Here is a 20,579-nt window from a genome sequence, read left to right as displayed (position 1 = left end):
GTGAAACAATCGCGGCGGAAGGCGAAACGCGGCCCCGCCCCCTTCCAATGGAGCGCCCGACATGACGACCCATCTCAACGCCGCCGTGTTCGGCGAGGTCATGCTGCGCCTGAGTGCGCCGGGACGTGAACCGCTCCTGCGTTCAGCGAGGCTCGACACCTGTTTCGGTGGCGCAGAAGCGAATGTGGCAGCGGGCCTGGCCGCACTCGGCCATAACGCGCGGGTCATTACCGCCCTGCCTGACAACGCGATTGGCGATGCCTGCCTTGGCGAACTGCGCCGGTCCGGCCTCGACACCGCGCATGTCGTCCGCAGCAAAGGACGTATGGGGCTTTACTTCCACGCCAGCGGAGCGATGCAACGCCCGGCCGAAATTGTTTATGACCGCGCTCATTCGGCGTTCAGCCTGATGCCTGCCGAAGGCTGGAACTGGGACGCGGCACTGGAAGGGGTGGACTGGTTGCATCTCTCAGGCATCACCCCTGCCCTTGGCGCGGCCCCGGCACAAGCCGCCCTTGATGCCGCGCAGCGTGCCCGCAGGCAGGGCGCAAAGGTATCCTTCGATTTCAATTTCCGGCCCATGCTCTGGCAGGGGCGCGAGGCCGAGGCCGGTGACATACTCGGCAAGCTGGTGGCGCAAACGACCGTGCTCTTTTCCAGCGCCGGCGATCTGGCCCGCATCATGCCCCTTGAACTGACCGGAAGACGCGAGGCCGATTTCGACAGCGCGGCAAAGGCCGCTTTCGCCCGCTTCGCCGGCCTTGAATATATTGTCACGACCTTCCGCCAGTCGCGCGGCACACTTGAACAGACGCTGGAAGCCCGGCTTGCCAGCCGGGACGGTGTGATCGCTGCAGGTCCGGAGACATTGGCGGGAATCGTCGAACGCATTGGCGGGGGCGATGCATTTGCAGCCGGCCTGATAGACGCTCTGGCAAGCGGTACAGACCATCGGACAGCACTCACCGATGCGCTGACGATAATGGCGGTCAAACACTCCATTCCCGGCGATCAGTGTACAGTGCGGCACAGTGACATTGGCGCATGGCGTGAGGGTAGCGACCTGAAACGCTAGTGCGGCCCCTACTCTGGCTATCAGGCGTAACACGCGGGGAACACCAGGCATCCCCGCTGCGCCGGCACGCAGCCAAACCCATTGCGCCCGGCGCTGGCATCGTTAAACCGCCCCCATGCTTACGATCTCAAACCTTGATTACCGTATCGGCGCGCGCTCCCTGTTCGAGAATGCGTCCGCGCAGATTTCCGGCGGCTGGAAAGTCGGCCTGGTCGGCCGCAATGGCACCGGCAAATCCACGCTTCTCAAACTGATCCGCGAAGAGATCGTTCAGCCTTCACCGGACACCTCCATCCGCCTGAACAAAGGCGCGCGGCTGGGCTGGGTGGCCCAGGAGGTGGAACCCTCCGGCGAGACAATCCTTGAGGTGGTGCTGGCCACCGACACAGAGCGCCACGCCCTGATGCAGGAGGCGGAAACCGCGCAGGACCCGGACCGCATTTCCGAGATTCACATGCGTCTGGCCGATATTGACGCGTGGTCGGCAGAGTCCCGCGCCGCCGAGGTGCTGATGGGGCTGGGCTTCACCGATGCCGATCTCTACCGGGCAACGCGTGAATTTTCCGGCGGCTGGCGCATGCGCGCTGCCATTGCCGGCGTCCTGTTCTCCGAGCCGGATCTTCTGCTGCTGGACGAGCCGACCAACTATCTGGACCTCGAGGGCGCGGCGTGGCTGGAGACCTATCTGAAGAAATATCCCCACACCGTGCTGCTCGTCTCGCACGACCGGGAAATGCTCAATCGCTGCGTCACCCACACCATGGCGCTGGAGCACAAGCAGCTTTCCATCTCGCCCGGCGGGTATGATGCCTGGCTGAAACTGCGCGCCGCCAGAACCGCCCTGCTGGAAAGCCAGCGCGCCAAGCAGGAGGCCGACCGCGCCCATCTGCAATCCTTCATCGATCGCTTTGGTGCCAAGGCATCCAAGGCCAGTCAGGCGCAGTCGCGCGTGAAAATGCTGCAGAGAATGCAGGAGATCACGGTGCCGCTTGAAGAGCGCACCGTCCCCTTCTCCTTTCCCACCTCCACCGACAAGCTTGCCGCGCCCCTGCTGCAGCTGCGCGGGGCATCGGTCGGTTATGGCGAGGATGCGGTGATCCTGCGGAACGTTGATCTGCGCCTCGACCCCGATGACCGCATCGCCATCGTGGGTGCCAACGGTCAGGGCAAGACGACGCTGGTCAAATCCATCGCCCAGCGCCTGCCGCTGATCGCGGGCGAGCGGACCGCGCCGCGCGCCTTGCGCATCGGCTATTTCTCGCAAGACCAGATGGACGAGCTGCGCCCCGGCGAAACGGTTCTGGACCATGTGCGCGATGCGCTGCCCGAAGGCACGCCGCCGGCCAGACAGCGCGCCGTCGCCGCCGCCATGGGCTTTGCCCACGAGAAGGTCGGCACCAATATCGAGAAGCTCTCAGGCGGCGAGAAGGTGCGCCTTCTGCTCGGCCTCATGGCGATGGAAAAGCCGCACATCCTGATCCTGGACGAGCCGACCTCCCACCTTGATATCGACAGCCGCGAGGCGCTGATCTACGCCCTGAACGACTATAATGGCGCGGTCATCCTCATCACCCACGATGTCTATCTGGCCGAAGGCACCGCCGATCAGCTCTGGCTGGTCAAGAATGGCCGGGCGACGCGCTATGACGGCGATCTGAACGATTATCGAAAGCTGGTCCTGCAGGCGGACCGCGCCAACGCGGCGTAACGGCTCAGCCTTGCGCGGCGGCATGGGCGCTCGCCCACGCCCACTGGAAGTTATAGCCGCCGAGCCAGCCGGTGACATCGACGCACTCGCCGATGAAATAGAGGCCCGGCACGATCCGGCTCTCCATCGTCTTTGAGGACAGCTCATCGGTGTTGATGCCGCCAGCGGTCACTTCTGCCGTGCGCCAGCCTTCAGTACCTGCGGGCCGCACCGTCCAGCGCGACAGGCTGTCCACCAGCGCCTCTATCGCCGCGTGGGACATGTCGGCCATGCGCGGCATGTCCGGGATATCGCCCCGCTCCACCAGAAGCGCCACCAGCCGGTTGGGCAGCAGGGTTTCCATCGCGCTGGCGAGTGATCTCTTGGGATGCTCCGCCTTGAAGACGGTCAGAGCAGAAACGGCGTTCAACCCTGCCAGCAGGTCAATCACCACCGGCTCGCCTGGCTGCCAGTAGGAGGAAATCTGCAATATGGCCGGACCGGAGAGGCCTCGGTGCGTGAACAGCATGGCTTCGTCAAACGCGGCCCGGTCATTGGATGCGCGTACCGGGCAGGCCACACCGGAAATGGAGGCAAAATCCTCCTTGTCGCGCCCCTCCAGCACGAAGGGCACCAGCGCGGCGCGCGGCTCGATCACGCTATGGCCGAACTGGCGCGCAATATCATAGGCAAAGCCGGTCGCGCCCATTTTGGGGATGGAAAGCCCGCCACTGGCGATGACCAGCCGCGTAGCCTCAAAGACGCCCGCCGATGTGCTGACCCGGAAGCCGGTATCGGTGCGGGTAACGCTGTTGATCGATGTACCAAGACGGAGTTCTCCGCCCGTCTCGCGCAGCTCCTCCAGCAGCATGTCGATTATCGCGCCTGAGCGGCCATCGCAGAAAAGCTGGCCCAGCGTCTTCTCGTGCCAGCCAATGTCATGGCGGGCCAGCCGGTCCAGAAAATCCTGCGGCGTGAAGCGCGCCAGCGCCGATTTGGCAAAATGCGGATTGGCGCTGATGAAGTTCTCAGGGCGGGTATGGATATTGGTGAAATTGCAGCGCCCGCCGCCGGAGATGCGCACCTTCTCGGCGGGCTTGGCGGCATGATCGATCACCAGCACGCGTAAACCGGCCTCACCGGCGCGCGCGCCATAGAACAGCCCCGCCGCCCCGGCCCCGATGACCAGCGCGTCATAGTGTGTGTCTGCGGGTGCGGTGAGTGTCATGGGTGTGCTGCCAGGCATGGCACACGCCTACTCGGCGTCGGGCTGCTTGTCCGGGGCGGCGTTGGCAAAGGCATCGAGCGCCAGACAGGCCGCTTCGGCGGCCAGAAGGCGCGGATAGGCATCAACGTCCACGCCAAAGCGGCGCGCATTACCCAGCTGCGGCACCAGGCAGACATCGGCCAGCGTCGGCGCATCGCCAAAGCAGAACGGGCCGGGCTCGCGTGCGGCCATGACCTCCAGCGCCGCCAGCCCGCCGGCGATCACCTCGCCCGCCCATTTCGGACCGGCATTGTCATCCCCGGCCAGCGCCGAGACCTTTTTCAGGATGCGCAAATTCTGAAGCGGGTGAATCTCGCACGCTATCGCCAGTGCAAAGGCGCGCACCTGCGCCGCCCTCACCGGATCGGCCGGCACCATGAGCGGCTGCGGCTTTACCGCATCCAGATATTCGATGATGGCCAACGACTGGGTCAGAACTGTTCCGTCATCGGTCTCCAGCGCAGGTACCAGCCCTTGCGGGTTGAGCTTCAGATAGCTTTCAGAGCGCTGCTCGCCCTTGCGCAGATGGTGGGAGACCTGCCTTGCCTCGAGGCCTTTCAAGGCCAGCACGATACGAATGCGCCAGGCGGCGGAGGAGCGAAAATATCCGTGCAAGATCATGGTATTTTCCAGTGTTCCTAGTGGCCGGAAGGCGCGCCGACCGTCACGCTCAGCGGCGCAAGCCCGTCAATCGCTACCTCTATCACATCACCCGGCACCACTGCGCCAACGCCCGCAGGCGTGCCGGTATAGATGAGGTCGCCCGGCTCCACCCGGTACAGGCCGGAGAGATAGGCGATCACATCGGCCACCGGCCAGATCATGTCTGACAGGTCCGCGTCCTGACGCACCGCGCCGTTCACCGAGAGGCTGATACGGCCCCTTGCAGGGTCAAAGCCGTCACTGGCTGGCCTGATCAGGCCCAGTGGCTTGGACTGCTCCACGTTCTTGGCGACATCCCACGGGCGGCCATGGGCCTTGGCATCGGCCTGCAGATCGCGCCGGGTCATGTCCAGCCCGGCGGCATAGCCATAGACGTGCTCCATCGCGCTGTCGGCGGGGATGTTGCGCCCGCCCTTGCCGATGGCGACGACCAGCTCGGCCTCGTAGTGGTAATTGCTGGTCTTTTGCGGATAGGCGATTGTGCCGCCGCCGGTCACGGCCGTTTCGGCCCAGGCGGTGAAGAAGAAGGGTGGCTCGCGATCGGGATCAGCGCCCATCTCGCGCGCATGGTCGGCATAGTTGCGCCCGACACAGAACAGGCGCCGCACCGGGAACTGCTTGCCATCGCCCGCAAGCGCAAGCACGGGCGGCAGGGGTTCGAATACAAGGGTCACGCTGATACTCCCGGAAGGGCATGCGCGGGTTCGCGCGAAAGGGTTGCGGCAACGAACAGCAGCCCACCCGAAAGCGCAAGGGGTTAGCGGCAGGCAGTTCAGGCCCTAAACCGCCTCGCGCGCTTCCCCGTCATCTTCCCGGTCATGGCGCAGCGGCGCCAGACTGGCGACAACACAGTATGAGAGAATGTCCTCGCCGCGGTCCTGCCGGACCACGCAAGGGTGAATGGCGATCCCGGAAAAACCCGCCTGCGCCAGCAGCGCGGCGATATAGTCCTGCCCGTGCGCAAAACGTCGGCTATCACGCAGCACGGTATCGCCCTCGCCCGCCTCGACGGTGAAGGCCAGCATGCCATCCGGCGCAAGGGCATTGCGGCACCACGCGATGACGTTCTCCAGAGCACCGATATAGGCAAACACATCCGCCGCCACGATCAGATCATATAGCTCGCCACTGGCCTCCTGCCGGGCAATGTCCCGCTTGTGCAGGGCGTCATAGATGCCCTTGGCCTTTGCCCTGGCCAGCATGCGCGCTGAAAGGTCCACGCCCTCCAGACGGCCGCAATGCGGGCGCAGCACCTCGCCCATCAGGCCAGTGCCGCAACCCAAATCAAGCGCGTTGCGGGCGTGGCGGAAACCAGCCGCCTGCAGCCGCTGCATCAGGATTTCAGGGCCACGATACTGGAGACGCTCGACGAGGGCGCTATCGAAATCCGGGGCATACTGGTCGAACAGCAATTCCACAAAGGCGGGCGGCATCGACTCCGCCAGCGGCACGGCGCGCGCCAGATCCAGCTTCAGGCTGGCGCCAAACGGATCGGATGGATCAATCTCCAGCACGCGCGCCCAGGCTTCGCCAGCCGCTTCGTGTTGTCCGGCATCCTGGTGATACTGGCCAAGCTGGAACCAGCCAGCCGTCCAGTGCGGCGCCAGCTCCAGCGCGCTCTTGAGCACGTCGATGGCGGCCTGCGTCTCACCGCGCGCCGCGAACTGCCCCGCATATTCGGCGCGCCGGTCCGCGACCGGGTCACCAGAGGAAAACCGCGTCGCGGTCATGATTACAGCTTTCGAGACGGTCCGCTCATTTACCCGCATAGGGTCACGCGGCGGACGGGGCGCTGCATGCAGCCCGCAAGGGCTGCTGCATCGCTATCGCCATTACGAGGGCGCCGTGGCCCTGTCAATCAGCCAAGCCGCGCTTCAGGGATGGACGCAGCGGTGCACTTGGGGATAGCGTTCCCGCGCACACGGGCTGGGGCCTGCCAGACTATCCCTCCGCCCTGCTCGTCCAGCCTTCCCGGCGCTGGACACACGCACGAACGTAATATCACGCCCGGACCTGTCCGGGCGGGACCCGTTCGCGGTTGTGAATCTGGATGAAAGCCGGGGGCATCATGGACGACAAGACTGAAGGACACCGGCCGGGAGCAACCGCCCCGGACCATGACGACATACCCCCTACTCCTGACCCGCTGACGATGGCCGTTCGCGCTGACGTGCTGGGGGAGAATCCCGGCTCCATGGCCCGGGCGGTGCTGGAGCGTCAGGCCCAGCTGATCCAGTCCGACGTTACTCATCGCAACTGGCAGATCGCGCGCGAAGCCGCAGGCGCTGCCCTGATGATCCTGGCGGCGGTTTCGGCCTTCACCGCTGTGGTCATCATCGCTGGTGTGTTGTGGAGCGCCACCCAGTATCGGGGCCTGACCATACAACCCTTCTCCGTACCGCCCGCCCTTGAGGAGCGTGGCCTGACAGGCGCGGCGGTTGCTTCGCGCGTCCTGGACCGTCTTGCCGAAATGCAGAGCACGACCCAGTCCATGCGGGCGGCCAACACCTATGCCGACAGCTGGGGCGACGAAGTGGCTGTCGAGATACCCCAGACCGGCGTTTCAGCCGGCGAGCTATGGCGCTTCCTTCGCTCATGGCTGGGCGAGGAAATCCGCATTACCGGCGAGCTTGTGCAGGAGGGCGATGGCTACCGCGTCACCGCCCGCGCAGGCGGCCAGCCAGCGCGTGTCATCATGGCCGAAGCTGGCGGCATATACGCAGCTCTGGACGATGCGGCGGACGCCATTTTCGCCCAGACCCAGCCCTATCGCTATGCCGTGTACCTGCTCGATTCTGATCGTTCGGAGGACGCGCGCGAAGCCTTTGAAAACCTGCTGGCGACTGGATCGCCCACTGATCGGCGCTGGGCGGCGGCAGGCCTTGCCGGCGTGCTGATGGAAAGCGGCGAGGTGGAACGCGCTGCGGCCATCGCGGAAAATGCGCTGGAGCTGTATGGCGATTTTGGGCTGCTGCACGCCAATCTCGCACAGATCCACGACCAGCTGGGCGAGCCGGGCCCTGCCCTGCGTCACATGCGTCTGGCCGCACAGCATTTGCGCAGCGGCGACGAGTATAATGCCAGCGAGCGCGACGCGATGATTACCGGCATGCAGGCCGATCTGCTGGTGCGCTCCCACCAGTATCAGGAAGCAGCGGGCTTTATCTCAGATGCCATCCGCCGCCGCCCCGATGCGGCAGACCAGCTTCGCTGGCAACTCGCTTACACGCATGTGTGGATGTACGACACCAGCACCGGCACCGAGGTCTTTGCCCGGCTACCTGAATACGAGATGCTGCCCGGCTGGCCCGCAGCTGAGGATTTTGCCTTCGACGCGAACCTCCAGCTTGAAGATACGCCCGCATGGCAGGCGCAATGGCCTGTCCTGCAAGCCGCCATTGAGGACGTGCCGGAAGAATTTCGCTCCGGCATAATGCTCCATCGCTTCCCGGTGGCAGCCATCGCCTTCGCCCGTGCAGGCCAGCTGGAAGAGGCCCGGGCGCTGATGGCAGCCCTGCCGGACGGCAATTACTTTGTCGAGCTGGCGCGCGCCTATATTGATGGGCTGGCCGGTGATGTTCCGGTGGGCCACCGCTTCGAGCAACTCATCGAACGGGCGCCGGAACTTGCCTATGGCGAGCTCTTCCTCGCCGATCTCCGGCGCAGGCAGGGCGATGTGAATGACGCGATGAACCTGCTCGCCACGGCTCACCGCAAAGCGCCCCAATGGGCAGACCCGCTAAAGCAAATGGGCGATGTGCTCGCCGGTGAAGGCCAATACCGCGCCGCTGTCCAGCGCTATCGTGACGCCGCCAGACGCGCCCCGCGCTGGGGCGCGCTGCATCTGGCCTGGGGCGAGGCAGAAGAAGCGCGCGGACGCACCCGTCAGGCGCTGGAGCTGTATCAACAGGCTGCACTTATGGACTTGAGCGGAGCAGACCGGCAGACGGTTGAAGCGCGCCTCGCCGCCCTCTCACACTAGAGAATGCCCGGCAGGTTGAGCCCGTGCTCGCGCGCGCATTCGGTGGCGATGTCATAGCCCGCATCGGCGTGGCGCATGACGCCGGTCGCGGGATCGTTCCACAGCACGCGCTCCAGCCGCCGGTCCGCGTCCGCGCTGCCATCACAGCAGATGACCATGCCCGAATGCTGGGAGAAGCCCATGCCGACCCCGCCGCCATGATGGAGGCTGACCCATGTGGCCCCGGACGCGGTGTTCAGAAGCGCATTGAGGAGCGGCCAGTCGGACACGGCATCAGACCCGTCCTTCATCGCTTCGGTCTCGCGATTGGGCGAAGCGACAGAGCCGCTATCAAGATGGTCGCGCCCGATCACGACAGGCGCTTTCAGCTCGCCATTGCGCACCATCTCGTTGAAGGCAAGGCCCGCCTTGTGACGCTCGCCGAGGCCAATCCAGCAGATGCGCGCGGGCAGGCCCTGAAACGCGATGCGTTCGGCGGCCATGTCCAGCCAGCGGTGAAGATGCGTGTTCTCCGGGAACAGCTCCTTCATCTTCGCATCGGTCTTGCGGATGTCTTCAGGATCACCGGAGAGCGCGCACCAGCGGAACGGGCCGATACCCCGGCAGAAGAGCGGGCGGATATAGGCGGGTACGAAACCGGGGAAGGCGAAGGCGTTCTCCAGTCCCTCCTCCAGCGCGACCTGGCGGATATTATTGCCGTAATCGAGCGTCGGCACGCCCGCCTCGTGGAAAGCCACCATGGCGGCGACATGGGTTTTCATGCTGGCGCGGGCGGCGCGCTCAACCGCCCTTGGATCGCTTTCCTGCTTTGACCGCCAGTCGGCCACGCTCCAGCCCTGCGGCAGATAGCCGTGCAGCGGATCATGGGCGCTGGTCTGGTCGGTGACGATATCGGGCCGGATTTCACCGGCCTCCATGCGGCGGACCAGTTCAGGGAAGATGTCAGCCGCATTGCCGAGCAGACCGACCGATTTGGCCTCTCCGGCTGCCGTCCAGCGGGCGATCTTTTCCAGCGCCTCATCCAGTGTGTGTGCTTTTTCGTCCAGATACCTGGTACGTATGCGAAAATCGATACGCGTCTCGTCGCATTCAACGGCGAGACAGGATGCTCCGGCGAAGACGGCGGCAAGCGGCTGCGCCCCGCCCATACCGCCAAGACCGGCCGTGAGTATCCATTTGCCGGTAAGATCACCGCCAAAGTGCTGGCGTCCGGCCTCCGCGAAGGTCTCATACGTGCCCTGCACGATGCCTTGCGTGCCGATATAGATCCACGAGCCAGCCGTCATCTGGCCGTACATCATCAGGCCCTGCTTATCGAGCGCGTTGAAATGTTCCCAAGTGGCCCAGTGCGGCACCAGGTTGGAATTGGCGATCAGGACGCGCGGCGCATCGGCATGGGTGCGGAACACGCCCACAGGCTTGCCCGACTGGACCAGCAGGGTCTCGTCCTCATTGAGCTCTTTGAGCGCCGCGACGATGCCGTCAAACGCCTCCCAGTTGCGCGCCGCCCGGCCAATCCCGCCATAGACCACCAGCTCGTGCGGGTTCTCCGCCACGTCGGGGTGAAGATTATTCATCAGCATGCGCAGCGGCGCTTCGGTCATCCAGCTTTTCGCGTTCAGCGTGGTGCCGGTGGGCGGATAGATATCGCGCGCATTGCGCCGTGTGCCGGTCATGGTGTCACCTTCAGATCGGGCGCCAGCTCTTCCAGCCGGTGCAGGATTTCGGAGAGAATGGCGCGCAGGCTCGTGGCCTTCGCGTCGTCATAGGCAAAGGGCTCGGCCTCGCTTTGCAGATAAGCCGACTGGGCCAGCTCCATCTGGATCGCGTGGACGCCGCTCGCTGGCTTGCCGTAATGGCGCGTCGTCCAGCCGCCTTTGAAGCGTCCGTTGAGGACATGGCTGTAGTGCTCTGATTTTCCAGCAATTTTGATCGCTTCTTCAGATAGAGCTTCAGCACAGCTCGTCCCGTCTGCCGTGCCGATGCAGAGGTCAGGCAGCGTGCCGTCAAACAGGAACGGAATAAGCGAGCGGATGGAGTGCGCGTCATAGAGAATGGCGACGCCATGGCGCGCTTTCGCGGCGTCCAGCGCCGCAGCGACCGCCGCATGGTAGGGCGCATGATACGCCGCCACGCGCGCTTCTATCTCGTCCGTTGTGGGCGGCTCGGTCCATATCGGCTTGCCGTCAAAATCGGTATTGGCGACCAATCCGGTCGTGTTCTGGCCGGGATAGAGGCTCGCCCCGTCGGGCGGCCGGTTCGGATCGACCACATAGCGGTGGAAGTTCGCCACCACCATCGCCGCGCCGGGGAGCAGCCCGTCATAGAGCCGGTCCACATGCCAGTCCGTATCGGCGAGCGCCGCTCCCCTCGCATTCAGCCGCGCACGCACCTTTTCGGGTAGCCAGGTGCCGGCATGCGGCACGGCGATGACGACCGGGCTGGTGCCTTGTCTGACGCTAACCGGGTTCACGGCGCGATCTCCAGACCCGCTGCGCGAATCAGCGCGCCGGAGCGGACCAGCTCAGCGGCACGCTCGATATCGCCCGCCATATAGCGGTCGGCTTCCAGCACCGGCACAGCCACGCGGAGCGCCTCAATCGCCGCGAGGAGCGCAGGCGAGGTCTGCAGAGGCGCACGGAAGGCGATGCCTTGCGCCGCGCTCATCGCCTCGACGGCCAGGATGCGGGCAAGGTTGGCATTCATCCGCATCAGGCGCACGGCGGCGTGAGCCGCCATGGACACATGGTCTTCCTGATTGGCGGAGGTGGGCGTGGAATCGGTCGAGCACGGATTGGCCAGATGCTTGTTCTCGCTCATCAGCGCGGCCGTAGTGACCTCGGCGATCATGTAGCCGGAATTCAGGCCCGGCGCAGGCGTTAGGAAGGGCGGCAGATCGTGATTGAGGTTCGGGTCAACCAGAAGCGCGATGCGCCGCTGGGCAATGGCGCCGACTTCGGCAATCGCCAGCGCGATCATGTCCGCGGCGAAGGCCACCGGCTCTGCGTGGAAATTGCCACCCGAAACGATGGCATCATCCAGCACCAGCGGATTGTCGGTGACGGCGTTGGCTTCGATCTGAAGCGTCGCGCCCGCCTGGCGGAGCAGGTCCAGCGCCGCGCCCGCCACCTGCGGCTGGCAGCGTATGCAGTACGGGTCCTGCACGCGCACATCATCCTCGCGATGGCTGTCGCGTATCTGCGAGCCATCCATCAACGCGCGCATGCGCTCCGCCACCTCGATCTGCCCGCGATGGCCGCGCAGCGCGTGTATCTGCGGGTGCAAGGGCGCGGTGGAGCCCATCGCCGCATCGGTGGAGAGGCAGGAAGTGAGCACGGCATTGGCCGTCATACGCAGCGCATCAAACAGCCCTGCCAGCGCCATGGCAGTGGAGAATTGCGTGCCGTTAATAAGAGCCAGCCCCTCCTTGGCTTCGAGCACGATGGGTTTGAGGCCCGCCGCGCTGAGCGCCTGCGCGCCGGGCAGGCGTTTGCCCGCATGGACGGCCTCGCCCTCCCCGATCATGACCGCAGCCATGTGGGCCAGCGGGGCGAGATCACCTGATGCGCCGACCGAGCCCTGCAGGGGGATGATCGGCGTGACGCCGCGCTCCAGCATGGCTTCGATGAGGGCGATCAGCTCCCAGCGCACACCGGACGCGCCGCGCCCGAGGCTAAGGAGTTTCAGCGCCATCATCAGGCGGACTGTGGCGGCATCGGTCTCCTCGCCCACGCCGCAGCAATGGGAGAGGATGAGATTACGCTGCAGCGTGCGTGTATCGCCCGCCGCGATCTTCACATGGGCGAGCTTTCCAAAGCCGGTATTGACGCCATAAACCGCGTCCGCGCCTTGCGCGGCTTGCGCCACGCGGGCGGCCGAGGCTTCCACGCCCTCGCGCGCGGACGGATCAAGGCGGGCGGGCAGCCCCTCGCGCCAGATACGTTCGAGATCAGCGAGGCGGACCGAACCGGCAGTGAGGGTCAGCATGGGCGGCCTCCGAACATGCGTTGGTGAAGCGGGTTGAATCCTATGCGCCCGGCGAGTTCGGCAGGCGCCTCGGCGTCCCAGATGGCAAGGTCGGCGCGCTTGCCCGGCGCGATCACGCCCCGGTCATCAAGCCCCAGCGCCTTGGCGGCGTTCAGCGTCACACCCCGTAGCGCCTCATCAGGCGTAAGGCGGAAGAGCGTACAGCCCATATTCATCGTCAGGAGCAGCGAGGTGAGCGGCGAGGAACCCGGATTGCAGTCCGTCGCGAGCGCCATAGGCACGCCGTGCTCACGGAAAGCCGCGATGGGCGGCAGCTTCGTCTCGCGCAGGAAGTAGAAGGCACCCGGCAGCAGCACGGCGACCATGCCGGCCTTGGCCATCGCCTTTGCATCGCCCTCATCGGCGTATTCGAGGTGGTCTGCTGACAGCGCGCCATAGCGCGCGGCGAGCTGTGTGCCGCCCTGCTGGGACAGCTGTTCGGCATGCAGTTTCACCGGCAGGCCGAGCGCCCTGCTTTCAGCGAATACACGCTCGATCTGGTCCGCGCTGAAGGCGATGTTCTCGCAGAACCCGTCCGCCGCATCGGCAAGGCCCTCGGCGTATGCGGCGCGCAAGGCGGGCAGGCATACCTCATCGATATAGGCATCCGCCCGGCCCTTGTATTCCGCAGGGATGGCATGCGCGCCAAGGAAGCTGGTGCGGATGGTGACAGGGCGTTCAGCCTCCAGCGCGTGGGCTACGCGCAGCATGGCTAGCTCGGTCTCGATATCGAGACCATAGCCGGACTTTATCTCGACCGTCGCCACGCCCTCGGCCAGCAGCGCATCAAGGCGCGGCAGGGCTTCGGCGAGAAGTTGCGCTTCGCTCGCCGCGCGCGTCGCCGTGACGGTGGAGACGATGCCGCCCCCTGCCCGCGCGATCTCCTCATAGCTCGCACCCTCAAGACGCAGCTCGAACTCGCGCGTACGGTTGCCGCCATGAACGAGATGGGTGTGGCAGTCGATGAGCGCCGGCGTCACCAGACGCCCCTCCAGATCACGCGAAGGCGCCCTGGAATACGTGCCCGGCAGATCGCTCTGAAGCCCTGCCCACGCAATGCGTTCGCCCTCGATGACGATAGCGCCGGGGCCGGTCACCTTCTCTGCCGTCATGGCGAGCCTTGCGCCGGTCAGCACATGGGTGCGGGCGTGTTCCACCTTGATTCCTCCTGCGAGCCGGCCCATTAAGTATAGACTTATTATGCGAGTCAACGGAGCGGGCATGAGCGTCATTCACGCGGGCGAAGCACTTCTGGAAACCGGCTGGGCGCGCGATGTCCGCGTGGTACTGGAAGGCGGCCGCCTTACCTCAATAGAGGCGGGCGCTACCCCTCAGAGCGGCGATTACCGCACCGGAATCCTGCTGCCCGCACCCGCAAACCTGCACTCCCACGCCTTCCAGCGCGCCATGGCGGGCCTGACCGAGCGGCGCGGCGCCGATCCGTCGGACAATTTCTGGACCTGGCGCAAGGCGATGTACGCCTTCCTGGATGCCCTCACGCCTGACGACGTGGAGGCCATTGCTGCCTTCGTGCAGATGGAAATGCTCGAAGCCGGCTACGCCACCAATGTGGAATTTCACTATCTCCATCACGGCCCGGATGGCTCCGCCTATGACAATCTGGGCGAGATGAGCCACCGCATCGCCGCAGCCGCCAGCCAGACCGGTATCGGCCTCACCCTGCTGCCTGTGCTCTACCAGCAGGGCGGGTGCGATGGCCGCCCACTGGCCGCAGGCCAGATCCGTTTCGGCAATGATGTCAGCCGGTTTGAGCGCCTTGTTGAATCAGCCAGCGAAGCTCTGAAGCCCCTGCCCGCCGACACCAGACTCGGCATTTCCGCGCATTCGCTGCGCGCAGTCAGCCGCGAGGGGCTGGCCGCCTGTATCGCGCTTGCGCCCGGTGCGCCCCTGCACATGCATCTGGCCGAGCAGACCGGCGAGGTGGATGAAGTGCTGGCAGCCTACGGCGCACGGCCCACCGAGTGGCTGCTGGCCAATGCCGAGGTCGATGCGCGCTGGTGCCTCATCCACTGCACGCAGATGACGGACGCAGAAACGCGTGCCCTCGCCCGTACTGGCGCGGTGGCGGGACTGTGCCCGATCACCGAAGGCAATCTGGGCGACGGCATTTTCAACGGCACGACATGGCTGGAAGCCGGTGGCCGGTTCGGCGTCGGTTCCGACAGCAATGTGCGCATCTCCCTGTCAGAGGAATTGCGCCAGCTTGAATACTCCCAGCGCCTGCGCGACCGCAGCCGGGCGGCACTTGCCACGCGCGAAAAATCCGCCGGGCGGGTGCTGCTGGAAGGCGTGGCGAAAGGCGGCGCGCAGGCCGCGGGCCGCGAGGCGGGCGTGATTGCTGCGGGCAAGCTGGCGGACCTGATTGCGCTCGATACCGGCCATATCACGCTGGAAGGGCGCAGCGGCGATCTCACCCTCGATAGCTGGGTGTTTGCAGGCGATGACAGCATGGTCAGCGATGTCTGGGCCGCAGGCCGCCATCAGGTTCAGGGCGGCCGCCATATCGACCACGACGCGATTACCGCGCGCTACCGCGCCACGATCCGGCGTCTGGGAACGCGCCTGTGACCGCCAGCGCCTATGCGTGGCAAAGCGTGCGGGCAGAGGCCCTGCGCCGCATCCGCACACGCGAATGGCCACCGGGCGCGATGATCCCCAAAGAGGCCGAAATAGCGCAGGAGCTGGGCTGCGCGCGCGCCACGGTGAACCGGGCGCTGCGTGATCTGGCAGAAGCCGGCTATCTCGACCGGCGGCGCAAGGGCGGCACGCGGGTCACCGAAACGCCGGTGCGCCGCGCCGTGTTCGAGATTGCCATTATCCGCCATGAGGTGGAGCAGTCGGGCGCGAGCTATGGCTACACGCTGCTGGAAGACCGCACAGAGCGCCTGCCCGATGAGCTCGCCGCCACGCTGGACCAGCCGCGCGGCACGCGCTGGCGGCGCGTTATTGCCCTGCACAGCGCGGGCAAGCGGCCCTTCTGCCTGGAGGACCGCTGGCTGAACCCCGGTCTGGTGCCAAGGGAACGCGCAGACTTCGCCGCCTCCAGCGCCAATGAATGGCTGGTGCGCAATGTGCCGTTCACCGGCGGCGAGCTCAGCTTTCAGGCCCGCAAGGCCGATACCGCCCTCGCCTCCCGGCTGGGCTGCGCGCGGGGCAGCGCCGTCTTTGGCGTGGAGCGCATCACGCGTACCGATGATGCCGCCGTCACGGCCGTTACGCTGACCTATGCGCCGGGCTATCGCCTCACCACGTCGCTAGGCTGAAAGCCGCTCGGTAATCGCGCGGCCCATGCCTTCAGTGCCAACAAGACGGGTATCCTCGCCGCCCAGCAGATCGCCTGTGCGGTAACCGGCGTCGAGCACATCGCTCACCGCCTTTTCGGTCAGGTCTGCCAGGTCCGGGCGGCCCAGCTGGTAGCGCAGTGCCATGGCAAGGCTGAGGATGGCTGCGCACGGATTGGCGATGCCCTTGCCCGCAATGTCCGGCGCGGAGCCGTGGATCGGCTCGTAGAGGCCCGGCATGCCCGGCTCTCCCAGAGCAGCAGAGGGCAGCATGCCCAGTGACCCGGTCAGCATGGCCGCCGCATCGGAAAGAATGTCGCCAAACAGATTATCGGTCAGGATCACGTCAAACTGGCGCGGATCACGCACCAGCTGCATCGCGCAGTTATCGGCATACATGTGGGACAGCGCCACGTCGCCATAATCGCGCGCATGCAGGGCGGTGACGGTCTCGCGCCAGAGCAGGCCGGATTCCATCACATTGGCCTTTTCCACCGAGCAGACCCGCCCTTCGCGCTGGCGGGCCAGATCAAAGGCCATGCGCGCCACACGCTCGATCTCAGGCGTGGTATAGCTTTGCGTGTTGAAGCCGCGCTTTGTGCCGTCGGGCAGGGTTTCGATGCCGCGCGGCTCTCCGAAATAGACCCCGCCGATCAGCTCACGCACGAAGAGAATGTCGAGGCCGTCGATTACTTCGCGTTTAAGCGTGGAGGCATCCGCCAGCGCCGGGAAGCACAATGCCGGGCGCAGATTGGCGTAGAGGCCCAGACCTTTGCGCAGATTGAGAAGCCCCTGTTCGGGACGCAATTCGTAAGACACACCCTGCCATTTCGGCCCGCCGACAGCGCCCATCAGCACCGCGTCGCTGGCTTTGGCCATTTCAAGGACGTGCGGTGCCAGCGGCGTGCCGTGGCGGTCCAGCGACGCCCCGCCTATGTCACCGTTCTCCACGTTCAGGCCAAGACCGTGATGGGCGTTGAGCCCGTCAATAACGCGCCGGACTTCCGCCAGCACTTCAGGGCCAATGCCATCTCCGGGAAGCAGAAGCAGTTTCATCCGTATTACCCGCCAACCTCAATACCATGCGAAACTGCGCGACACGGGAGAATTACGCAAGTGCAGCAAAGCGGCGCTGGCAGTGCAGGCGGGGCTGTGCCTTAGTCTTCGGCGCTGTCATCCGCGTCTTCGCTGCTATCGCGGGGCGCATCGGCTGTTGCTTGTGCCGCTTCCTCTCGGCGGCGCGCTTCCAGCGCGTCCAGCTCCCGCAGGGCTGACGTGCCTTCAAACATTCGCCGGAACACGCCGGGAGCCAGCGCCGACAGGGGGTTGGCGGAAACACGCGTGGCGTCAAACGGGCCCTCGGCGGCAAAGGTCACGCCCACAATGCCCTCACCCCGGCGCGAGGTCAGCAATTCCCCGACAACCGGCAGATTGCCCAGCACGGAATTCAGCCCGTAGGACGGCAGGATCGTGCCAGAGAGGTTCATCCGCTCGCCGGCCGTATCAACCACGCCCGTCCAGGTCAGCCCGAGAGATGGTCCCGCCACACGGCCTTCACGCATTTCCAGCAACCCGTCGGCAAAGGCGTAGTCGACCTCCAGCCGTTCAAAATCGATGCCTTGGCCCGAGAAGAGGCTGCCGAGCCCTTCCAGCGATCCGGCTGCAAGAATACGCGCCAGAAGCGGCATCTGCTCCAGGCGGAATCCGTTTGCCAGCAGACGCCCCTGGACACCGCCCGGCGTGCCGGCAGGCGGCAGCAGCCCCTCAAGCTCCATCGTGCCGCCGGTAATCGTGCCAAACCCGCCAAGCGTCGTGAGCACCGCACCTGCATCGGCGCTTCGAGCCGACAATAGCCGCATCCCGTCGGGCTGGGGCGCGACCGCAAGTGAGATTTCGCCGCGTGGCAGTGCCGCCTGCAGATTAAGCCGCTGCAGGCCTTGCGCATCTGACTCCAGCGCCAGCCCGACAGCGCCATAGCGCACCCGGCCTGCCTGAACCGTTTCCACGTCGGCGATCAACGATACCGCGCCAGCGCCCTCTCCGCTGAACAGCCGGCCCGATACGAGATTTGAGATCAGGTCGCTCGCATCGAGAAAGCGCCCGGAGATGCGGATATCCAGTGGACCCTCGCTGCCATCCGGCCTGCTGGCGCTGATGGCCAGATCGGACCGGCCTCCGACAACCACACGCTCAAAGCCGGCACTGAGCAAAAGCCCGTCTGCTGCCAGACGTGCCTGGCCGCGTATGTCCACTTCGTCGCCCAGCACGGCCAGCCGGCTGATATCAAGCCCGCCTTCGGCTGAGCGTTCCGCCACCATTTCCAGCGCGGCGGGCAGGCCGCGCGGCTTTGTCCACAGATTCTCCGGCAGCACCACAGCCGCGCCGGTCAGGTCGCCCATCACGACATAACGCGAGAAATCCAGGCCATTGCCGACGAAGGTGGCATCGAGACCGATCTGGCCATCAATAATACCGCGCGCCGGTATGCCGGCCAGATCGAGGTCACGCGCATCCGCGTTGGAAACGATCCGTACCCGCGTGCCCAGCTCACCCTCCGGCGTCTGGAACCGTTCACGCCACTCCAGGCGCGCCTGTGACCGCCCGATACGTACATCTCCGCTGGCCTCCAGACCCGCACTGTCAGCCTGGAAGCTGATATCGCCTTCGCTAAAGCGCACTTCGCCAAGGCCGCTGGGACCGGCAGCGCCCGAGAAACGCCCTGAAACATCAAAGCCGATATCCTCGTAGGGCACATCACGCAGCATGGGGCGGGTGATCTCGAAACGGACCGCGCCCTCCCCCTCAAGCGCCTGCGGATCAAACCCGTAATCGCTCGCCAGATTGAGGGGCGGCTGGTCGAGCAAAGCCACCAGCCCGGATAGTGAACCACGCCCCTCTCCGCCAAAGCGGGCCGGCGCGCCGCGCGGATTGAAGCGCGGTATCTCGACAAAAAGCGCATCAATCTCGAGCGCATCGATGCGCCCCGAATGTCCCGTCAGCCCCAGCGAATTACCGCGCAGCACAGCCGACCCTGAAAGCCCGGTCAGCGGAGTCATGGTGGAGATATAGCGTGCGGTGGCATTGCTGAAATCAAAGCTTACCGTCAGGTCTTCATCATCCAGCATCCCGGCATTGAACGCCTCGGCGGGAATGTTGATGTCCGCGCGCAGATTGCGCGCCTCGCCCGCGAGCACATTGGCCTCGACCCAGTCGCGCCCGCCCAGCGCAAACTCCACCGGCCACAGCGCCAGCACTGCGTCCTTGCGTATAACGCCCTCAACATCACCCTCGATGCGGATGGCGGGCCTGCGCCCGTCCTCCGTCTCGTCGAGCCCCAGCCGCCCGGACAGGCTGGCGGTGACATCGAGAAATTCGGCTTCCCCGCTATCAATGAAGAGCTCCAGCGACTGGGTATCGAGCCGACCCGAAAACGCACCACGCGACCAGGCAAACGGTCCTTGCAGGGTATCGGGCAGGATCAGCTCTCCTTCGCCCAGAACCAGCTCGTACCGGGCCCGCGAAGGCACCAGATTGTCGTAACCGGCAAAGCCATGCAGGCGGCCCGACACGTCCAGCCGCAAAAGTTCGCTGTCCAGCTGCAGGGCGCGCAGCTCCAGCTCCCCCCCAACGGCGTCCAGCGATGCGCTGACATGCGCAGACTCTATTCCCATCACGCCATCTGCACCGCGGAACACGCCCGCCCCGGCGTCCAGGGTCAGCTCCACGGCGCGCAGCCCGGCTGAGCGGCTGGCATCGAGAACCAGATCGACATCGAGCGGGACATCAAAGGCGCCGAGCCGCCCCCACACGCCTTGCAGATTGCCGAGCGTGGACGGAACCAGGCCCTGTGCCGAGAAGGCCAGAAACATGGTGTCAAAATTGGCGCCGGTCTCAAGCTCGACCGCAACCGGCACCGCGCCTGCAGGGGCGAGAAACCCGGCATTGGCAGATACCTGCACGGCGCGCCCGTCACGCTCCAGTGCCAGCTCTGCATCGGCAAACCGGGCCGAAAGCCCGCTTATGGCGTCTTCCACGCGCAGCTCCGCGCCGCTGATGCGCGCGCGCTGCAGGCGCGCAAGCACCGTTCCCGCCGCATCATCGCCGCTTGTGCCCCCGGCCTGCGCGGTCCGGCCGCCCAGCGAGGCGCTCACCACGCCGGAAACGTCGCGGCGAACGGTAAAGACACCGCCTACCGCATTGATCTCCACCGGACGGATACGTCCGATGACAAGCTGGTCCAGCGCCAGCGCCAGCTCCACCTGCTCGGCTGTGGCCAGTACCGCGCCGCCGGGCCCGTCAACCTCCAGCGCCCTCATGTCCACGACCAGGGCACGGCTGCCGGGCGCATAGCGGATACTGGCACTGCCATAGCGGGCCTCTTCGCCGCCAAGCGCGGTGGCAATGGCGGGACGCAAACCGGCCACCACCGCATCGACATCGACGGGACCACTGGCCAGCCGCCACAGCAGCAGCGCCGCCGCAAAGATGGCGAGCGCCATCAGGACGGCAATCGCCTCCAGCGTGTAGACCAGGAAAAGGCGGGCGCTTCGGACTAGCACGGCTACCTGTATGTCAGC

At 65.5% G+C, this 20,579-nt stretch carries 15 protein-coding genes; 5 read left to right on the top strand and 10 right to left on the bottom strand.

Annotation, left to right across the window (positions count from 1 at the left end):
• Positions 1-61 precede the first annotated feature (61 nt).
• Together ACTIGC_RS10670 and ACTIGC_RS10665 are read left to right on the top strand one after the other, a co-directional pair.
• Complete coding sequence (locus ACTIGC_RS10670; RefSeq protein WP_439634383.1) at positions 62-1,075, top strand: sugar kinase; 1,014 nt, start codon at positions 62-64, stop codon at positions 1,073-1,075.
• Between the two features lie 115 nt (positions 1,076-1,190).
• On the top strand, positions 1,191-2,783 hold the full coding sequence (locus ACTIGC_RS10665; protein ID WP_439634382.1) for an ABC-F family ATP-binding cassette domain-containing protein: 1,593 nt from the start codon (positions 1,191-1,193) through the stop codon (positions 2,781-2,783).
• Positions 2,784-2,787: 4 nt separating this feature from the next.
• Here the strand turns inward: ACTIGC_RS10665 and ACTIGC_RS10660 are convergent, their stop codons facing one another.
• From ACTIGC_RS10660 to ACTIGC_RS10645, 4 genes are all read right to left on the bottom strand, one after another.
• On the bottom strand, positions 2,788-3,990 hold the full coding sequence (locus tag ACTIGC_RS10660) for an NAD(P)/FAD-dependent oxidoreductase (RefSeq protein ID WP_439634381.1): 1,203 nt from the start codon (positions 3,988-3,990) through the stop codon (positions 2,788-2,790).
• A gap of 27 nt (positions 3,991-4,017) precedes the next feature.
• Positions 4,018-4,650, bottom strand: coding sequence for a maleylacetoacetate isomerase (gene maiA, locus ACTIGC_RS10655; RefSeq protein WP_439634380.1), 633 nt, complete (start codon positions 4,648-4,650; stop codon positions 4,018-4,020).
• A gap of 17 nt (positions 4,651-4,667) precedes the next feature.
• Entirely contained in the window at positions 4,668-5,366 is a 699-nt protein-coding gene (locus tag ACTIGC_RS10650) for a fumarylacetoacetate hydrolase family protein (RefSeq protein ID WP_439634379.1), read from the bottom strand.
• Between the two features lie 105 nt (positions 5,367-5,471).
• A complete protein-coding gene (locus ACTIGC_RS10645) occupies positions 5,472-6,422 on the bottom strand; it encodes a methyltransferase (RefSeq protein ID WP_439634378.1) in 951 nt (316 codons plus the stop codon).
• Between the two features lie 338 nt (positions 6,423-6,760).
• Here ACTIGC_RS10645 and ACTIGC_RS10640 point away from each other — a divergent pair, with 338 nt between their 5' ends.
• Positions 6,761-8,674, top strand: a complete 1,914-nt coding sequence (locus ACTIGC_RS10640; protein ID WP_439634377.1) for a hypothetical protein — start codon at positions 6,761-6,763, stop codon at positions 8,672-8,674.
• Here the strand turns inward: ACTIGC_RS10640 and hutU are convergent.
• Genes hutU through hutI form a run of 4 tightly spaced genes read right to left on the bottom strand, consistent with a single transcriptional unit; the run spans position 8,671 to position 13,812 of the window.
• Positions 8,671-10,350 (bottom strand): urocanate hydratase, encoded by a 1,680-nt coding sequence (gene hutU / locus ACTIGC_RS10635; protein ID WP_439634376.1) that lies wholly within the window; start codon positions 10,348-10,350, stop codon positions 8,671-8,673. The genes ACTIGC_RS10640 and hutU overlap by 4 nt on opposite strands.
• The gene (gene hutG / locus ACTIGC_RS10630; protein WP_439634375.1) at positions 10,347-11,147 is read right to left on the bottom strand and encodes an N-formylglutamate deformylase; all 801 of its coding nucleotides are present in this window, start codon (positions 11,145-11,147) and stop codon (positions 10,347-10,349) included. Before hutG ends, hutU begins: the two co-directional genes overlap by 4 nt.
• Entirely contained in the window at positions 11,144-12,661 is a 1,518-nt protein-coding gene (gene hutH, locus ACTIGC_RS10625) for a histidine ammonia-lyase (RefSeq protein WP_439634374.1), read from the bottom strand. Before hutH ends, hutG begins: the two co-directional genes overlap by 4 nt.
• Positions 12,655-13,812, bottom strand: coding sequence for an imidazolonepropionase (gene hutI, locus ACTIGC_RS10620; protein WP_439634402.1), 1,158 nt, complete (start codon positions 13,810-13,812; stop codon positions 12,655-12,657). Before hutI ends, hutH begins: the two co-directional genes overlap by 7 nt.
• A 109-nt stretch (positions 13,813-13,921) precedes the next feature.
• Here hutI and ACTIGC_RS10615 point away from each other — a divergent pair, with 109 nt between their 5' ends.
• Both ACTIGC_RS10615 and ACTIGC_RS10610 read left to right on the top strand, forming a co-directional pair.
• Complete coding sequence (locus tag ACTIGC_RS10615; protein ID WP_439634373.1) at positions 13,922-15,289, top strand: formimidoylglutamate deiminase; 1,368 nt, start codon at positions 13,922-13,924, stop codon at positions 15,287-15,289.
• Entirely contained in the window at positions 15,286-15,984 is a 699-nt protein-coding gene (locus ACTIGC_RS10610) for a GntR family transcriptional regulator (RefSeq protein WP_439634372.1), read from the top strand. Before ACTIGC_RS10615 ends, ACTIGC_RS10610 begins: the two co-directional genes overlap by 4 nt.
• On the opposite strand, the gene leuB is transcribed toward ACTIGC_RS10610, so the two are convergent.
• Together leuB and ACTIGC_RS10600 are read right to left on the bottom strand one after the other, a co-directional pair.
• On the bottom strand, positions 15,976-17,058 hold the full coding sequence (gene leuB, locus ACTIGC_RS10605; protein WP_439634371.1) for a 3-isopropylmalate dehydrogenase: 1,083 nt from the start codon (positions 17,056-17,058) through the stop codon (positions 15,976-15,978). The two genes, ACTIGC_RS10610 and leuB, sit on opposite strands and share 9 nt — an antisense overlap.
• 101 nt (positions 17,059-17,159) lie before the next feature.
• Complete coding sequence (locus ACTIGC_RS10600) at positions 17,160-20,561, bottom strand: YhdP family protein (RefSeq protein ID WP_439634370.1); 3,402 nt, start codon at positions 20,559-20,561, stop codon at positions 17,160-17,162.
• Between the last annotated feature and the right edge of the window lie 18 nt (positions 20,562-20,579).

It is taken from the genome of Glycocaulis sp. (assembly GCF_051859565.1).
Classification (GTDB): domain Bacteria; phylum Pseudomonadota; class Alphaproteobacteria; order Caulobacterales; family Maricaulaceae; genus Glycocaulis.
This window is presented reverse-complemented; position numbering and strand designations above follow the sequence as displayed.

Coding starts and splice junctions, on each gene's coding strand:
- ACTIGC_RS10670 (WP_439634383.1), top strand. CDS start 62: ATGACGACCCATCTCAACGCCGCCGTGTTCGGCGAGGTCATGCTGCGC.
- ACTIGC_RS10665 (WP_439634382.1), top strand. CDS start 1,191: ATGCTTACGATCTCAAACCTTGATTACCGTATCGGCGCGCGCTCCCTG.
- ACTIGC_RS10660 (WP_439634381.1), bottom strand. CDS start 3,990: ATGACACTCACCGCACCCGCAGACACACACTATGACGCGCTGGTCATC.
- maiA (WP_439634380.1), bottom strand. CDS start 4,650: ATGATCTTGCACGGATATTTTCGCTCCTCCGCCGCCTGGCGCATTCGT.
- ACTIGC_RS10645 (WP_439634378.1), bottom strand. CDS start 6,422: ATGACCGCGACGCGGTTTTCCTCTGGTGACCCGGTCGCGGACCGGCGC.
- ACTIGC_RS10640 (WP_439634377.1), top strand. CDS start 6,761: ATGGACGACAAGACTGAAGGACACCGGCCGGGAGCAACCGCCCCGGAC.
- hutU (WP_439634376.1), bottom strand. CDS start 10,350: ATGACCGGCACACGGCGCAATGCGCGCGATATCTATCCGCCCACCGGC.
- hutH (WP_439634374.1), bottom strand. CDS start 12,661: ATGCTGACCCTCACTGCCGGTTCGGTCCGCCTCGCTGATCTCGAACGT.
- hutI (WP_439634402.1), bottom strand. CDS start 13,812: ATGACGGCAGAGAAGGTGACCGGCCCCGGCGCTATCGTCATCGAGGGC.
- ACTIGC_RS10615 (WP_439634373.1), top strand. CDS start 13,922: ATGAGCGTCATTCACGCGGGCGAAGCACTTCTGGAAACCGGCTGGGCG.
- leuB (WP_439634371.1), bottom strand. CDS start 17,058: ATGAAACTGCTTCTGCTTCCCGGAGATGGCATTGGCCCTGAAGTGCTG.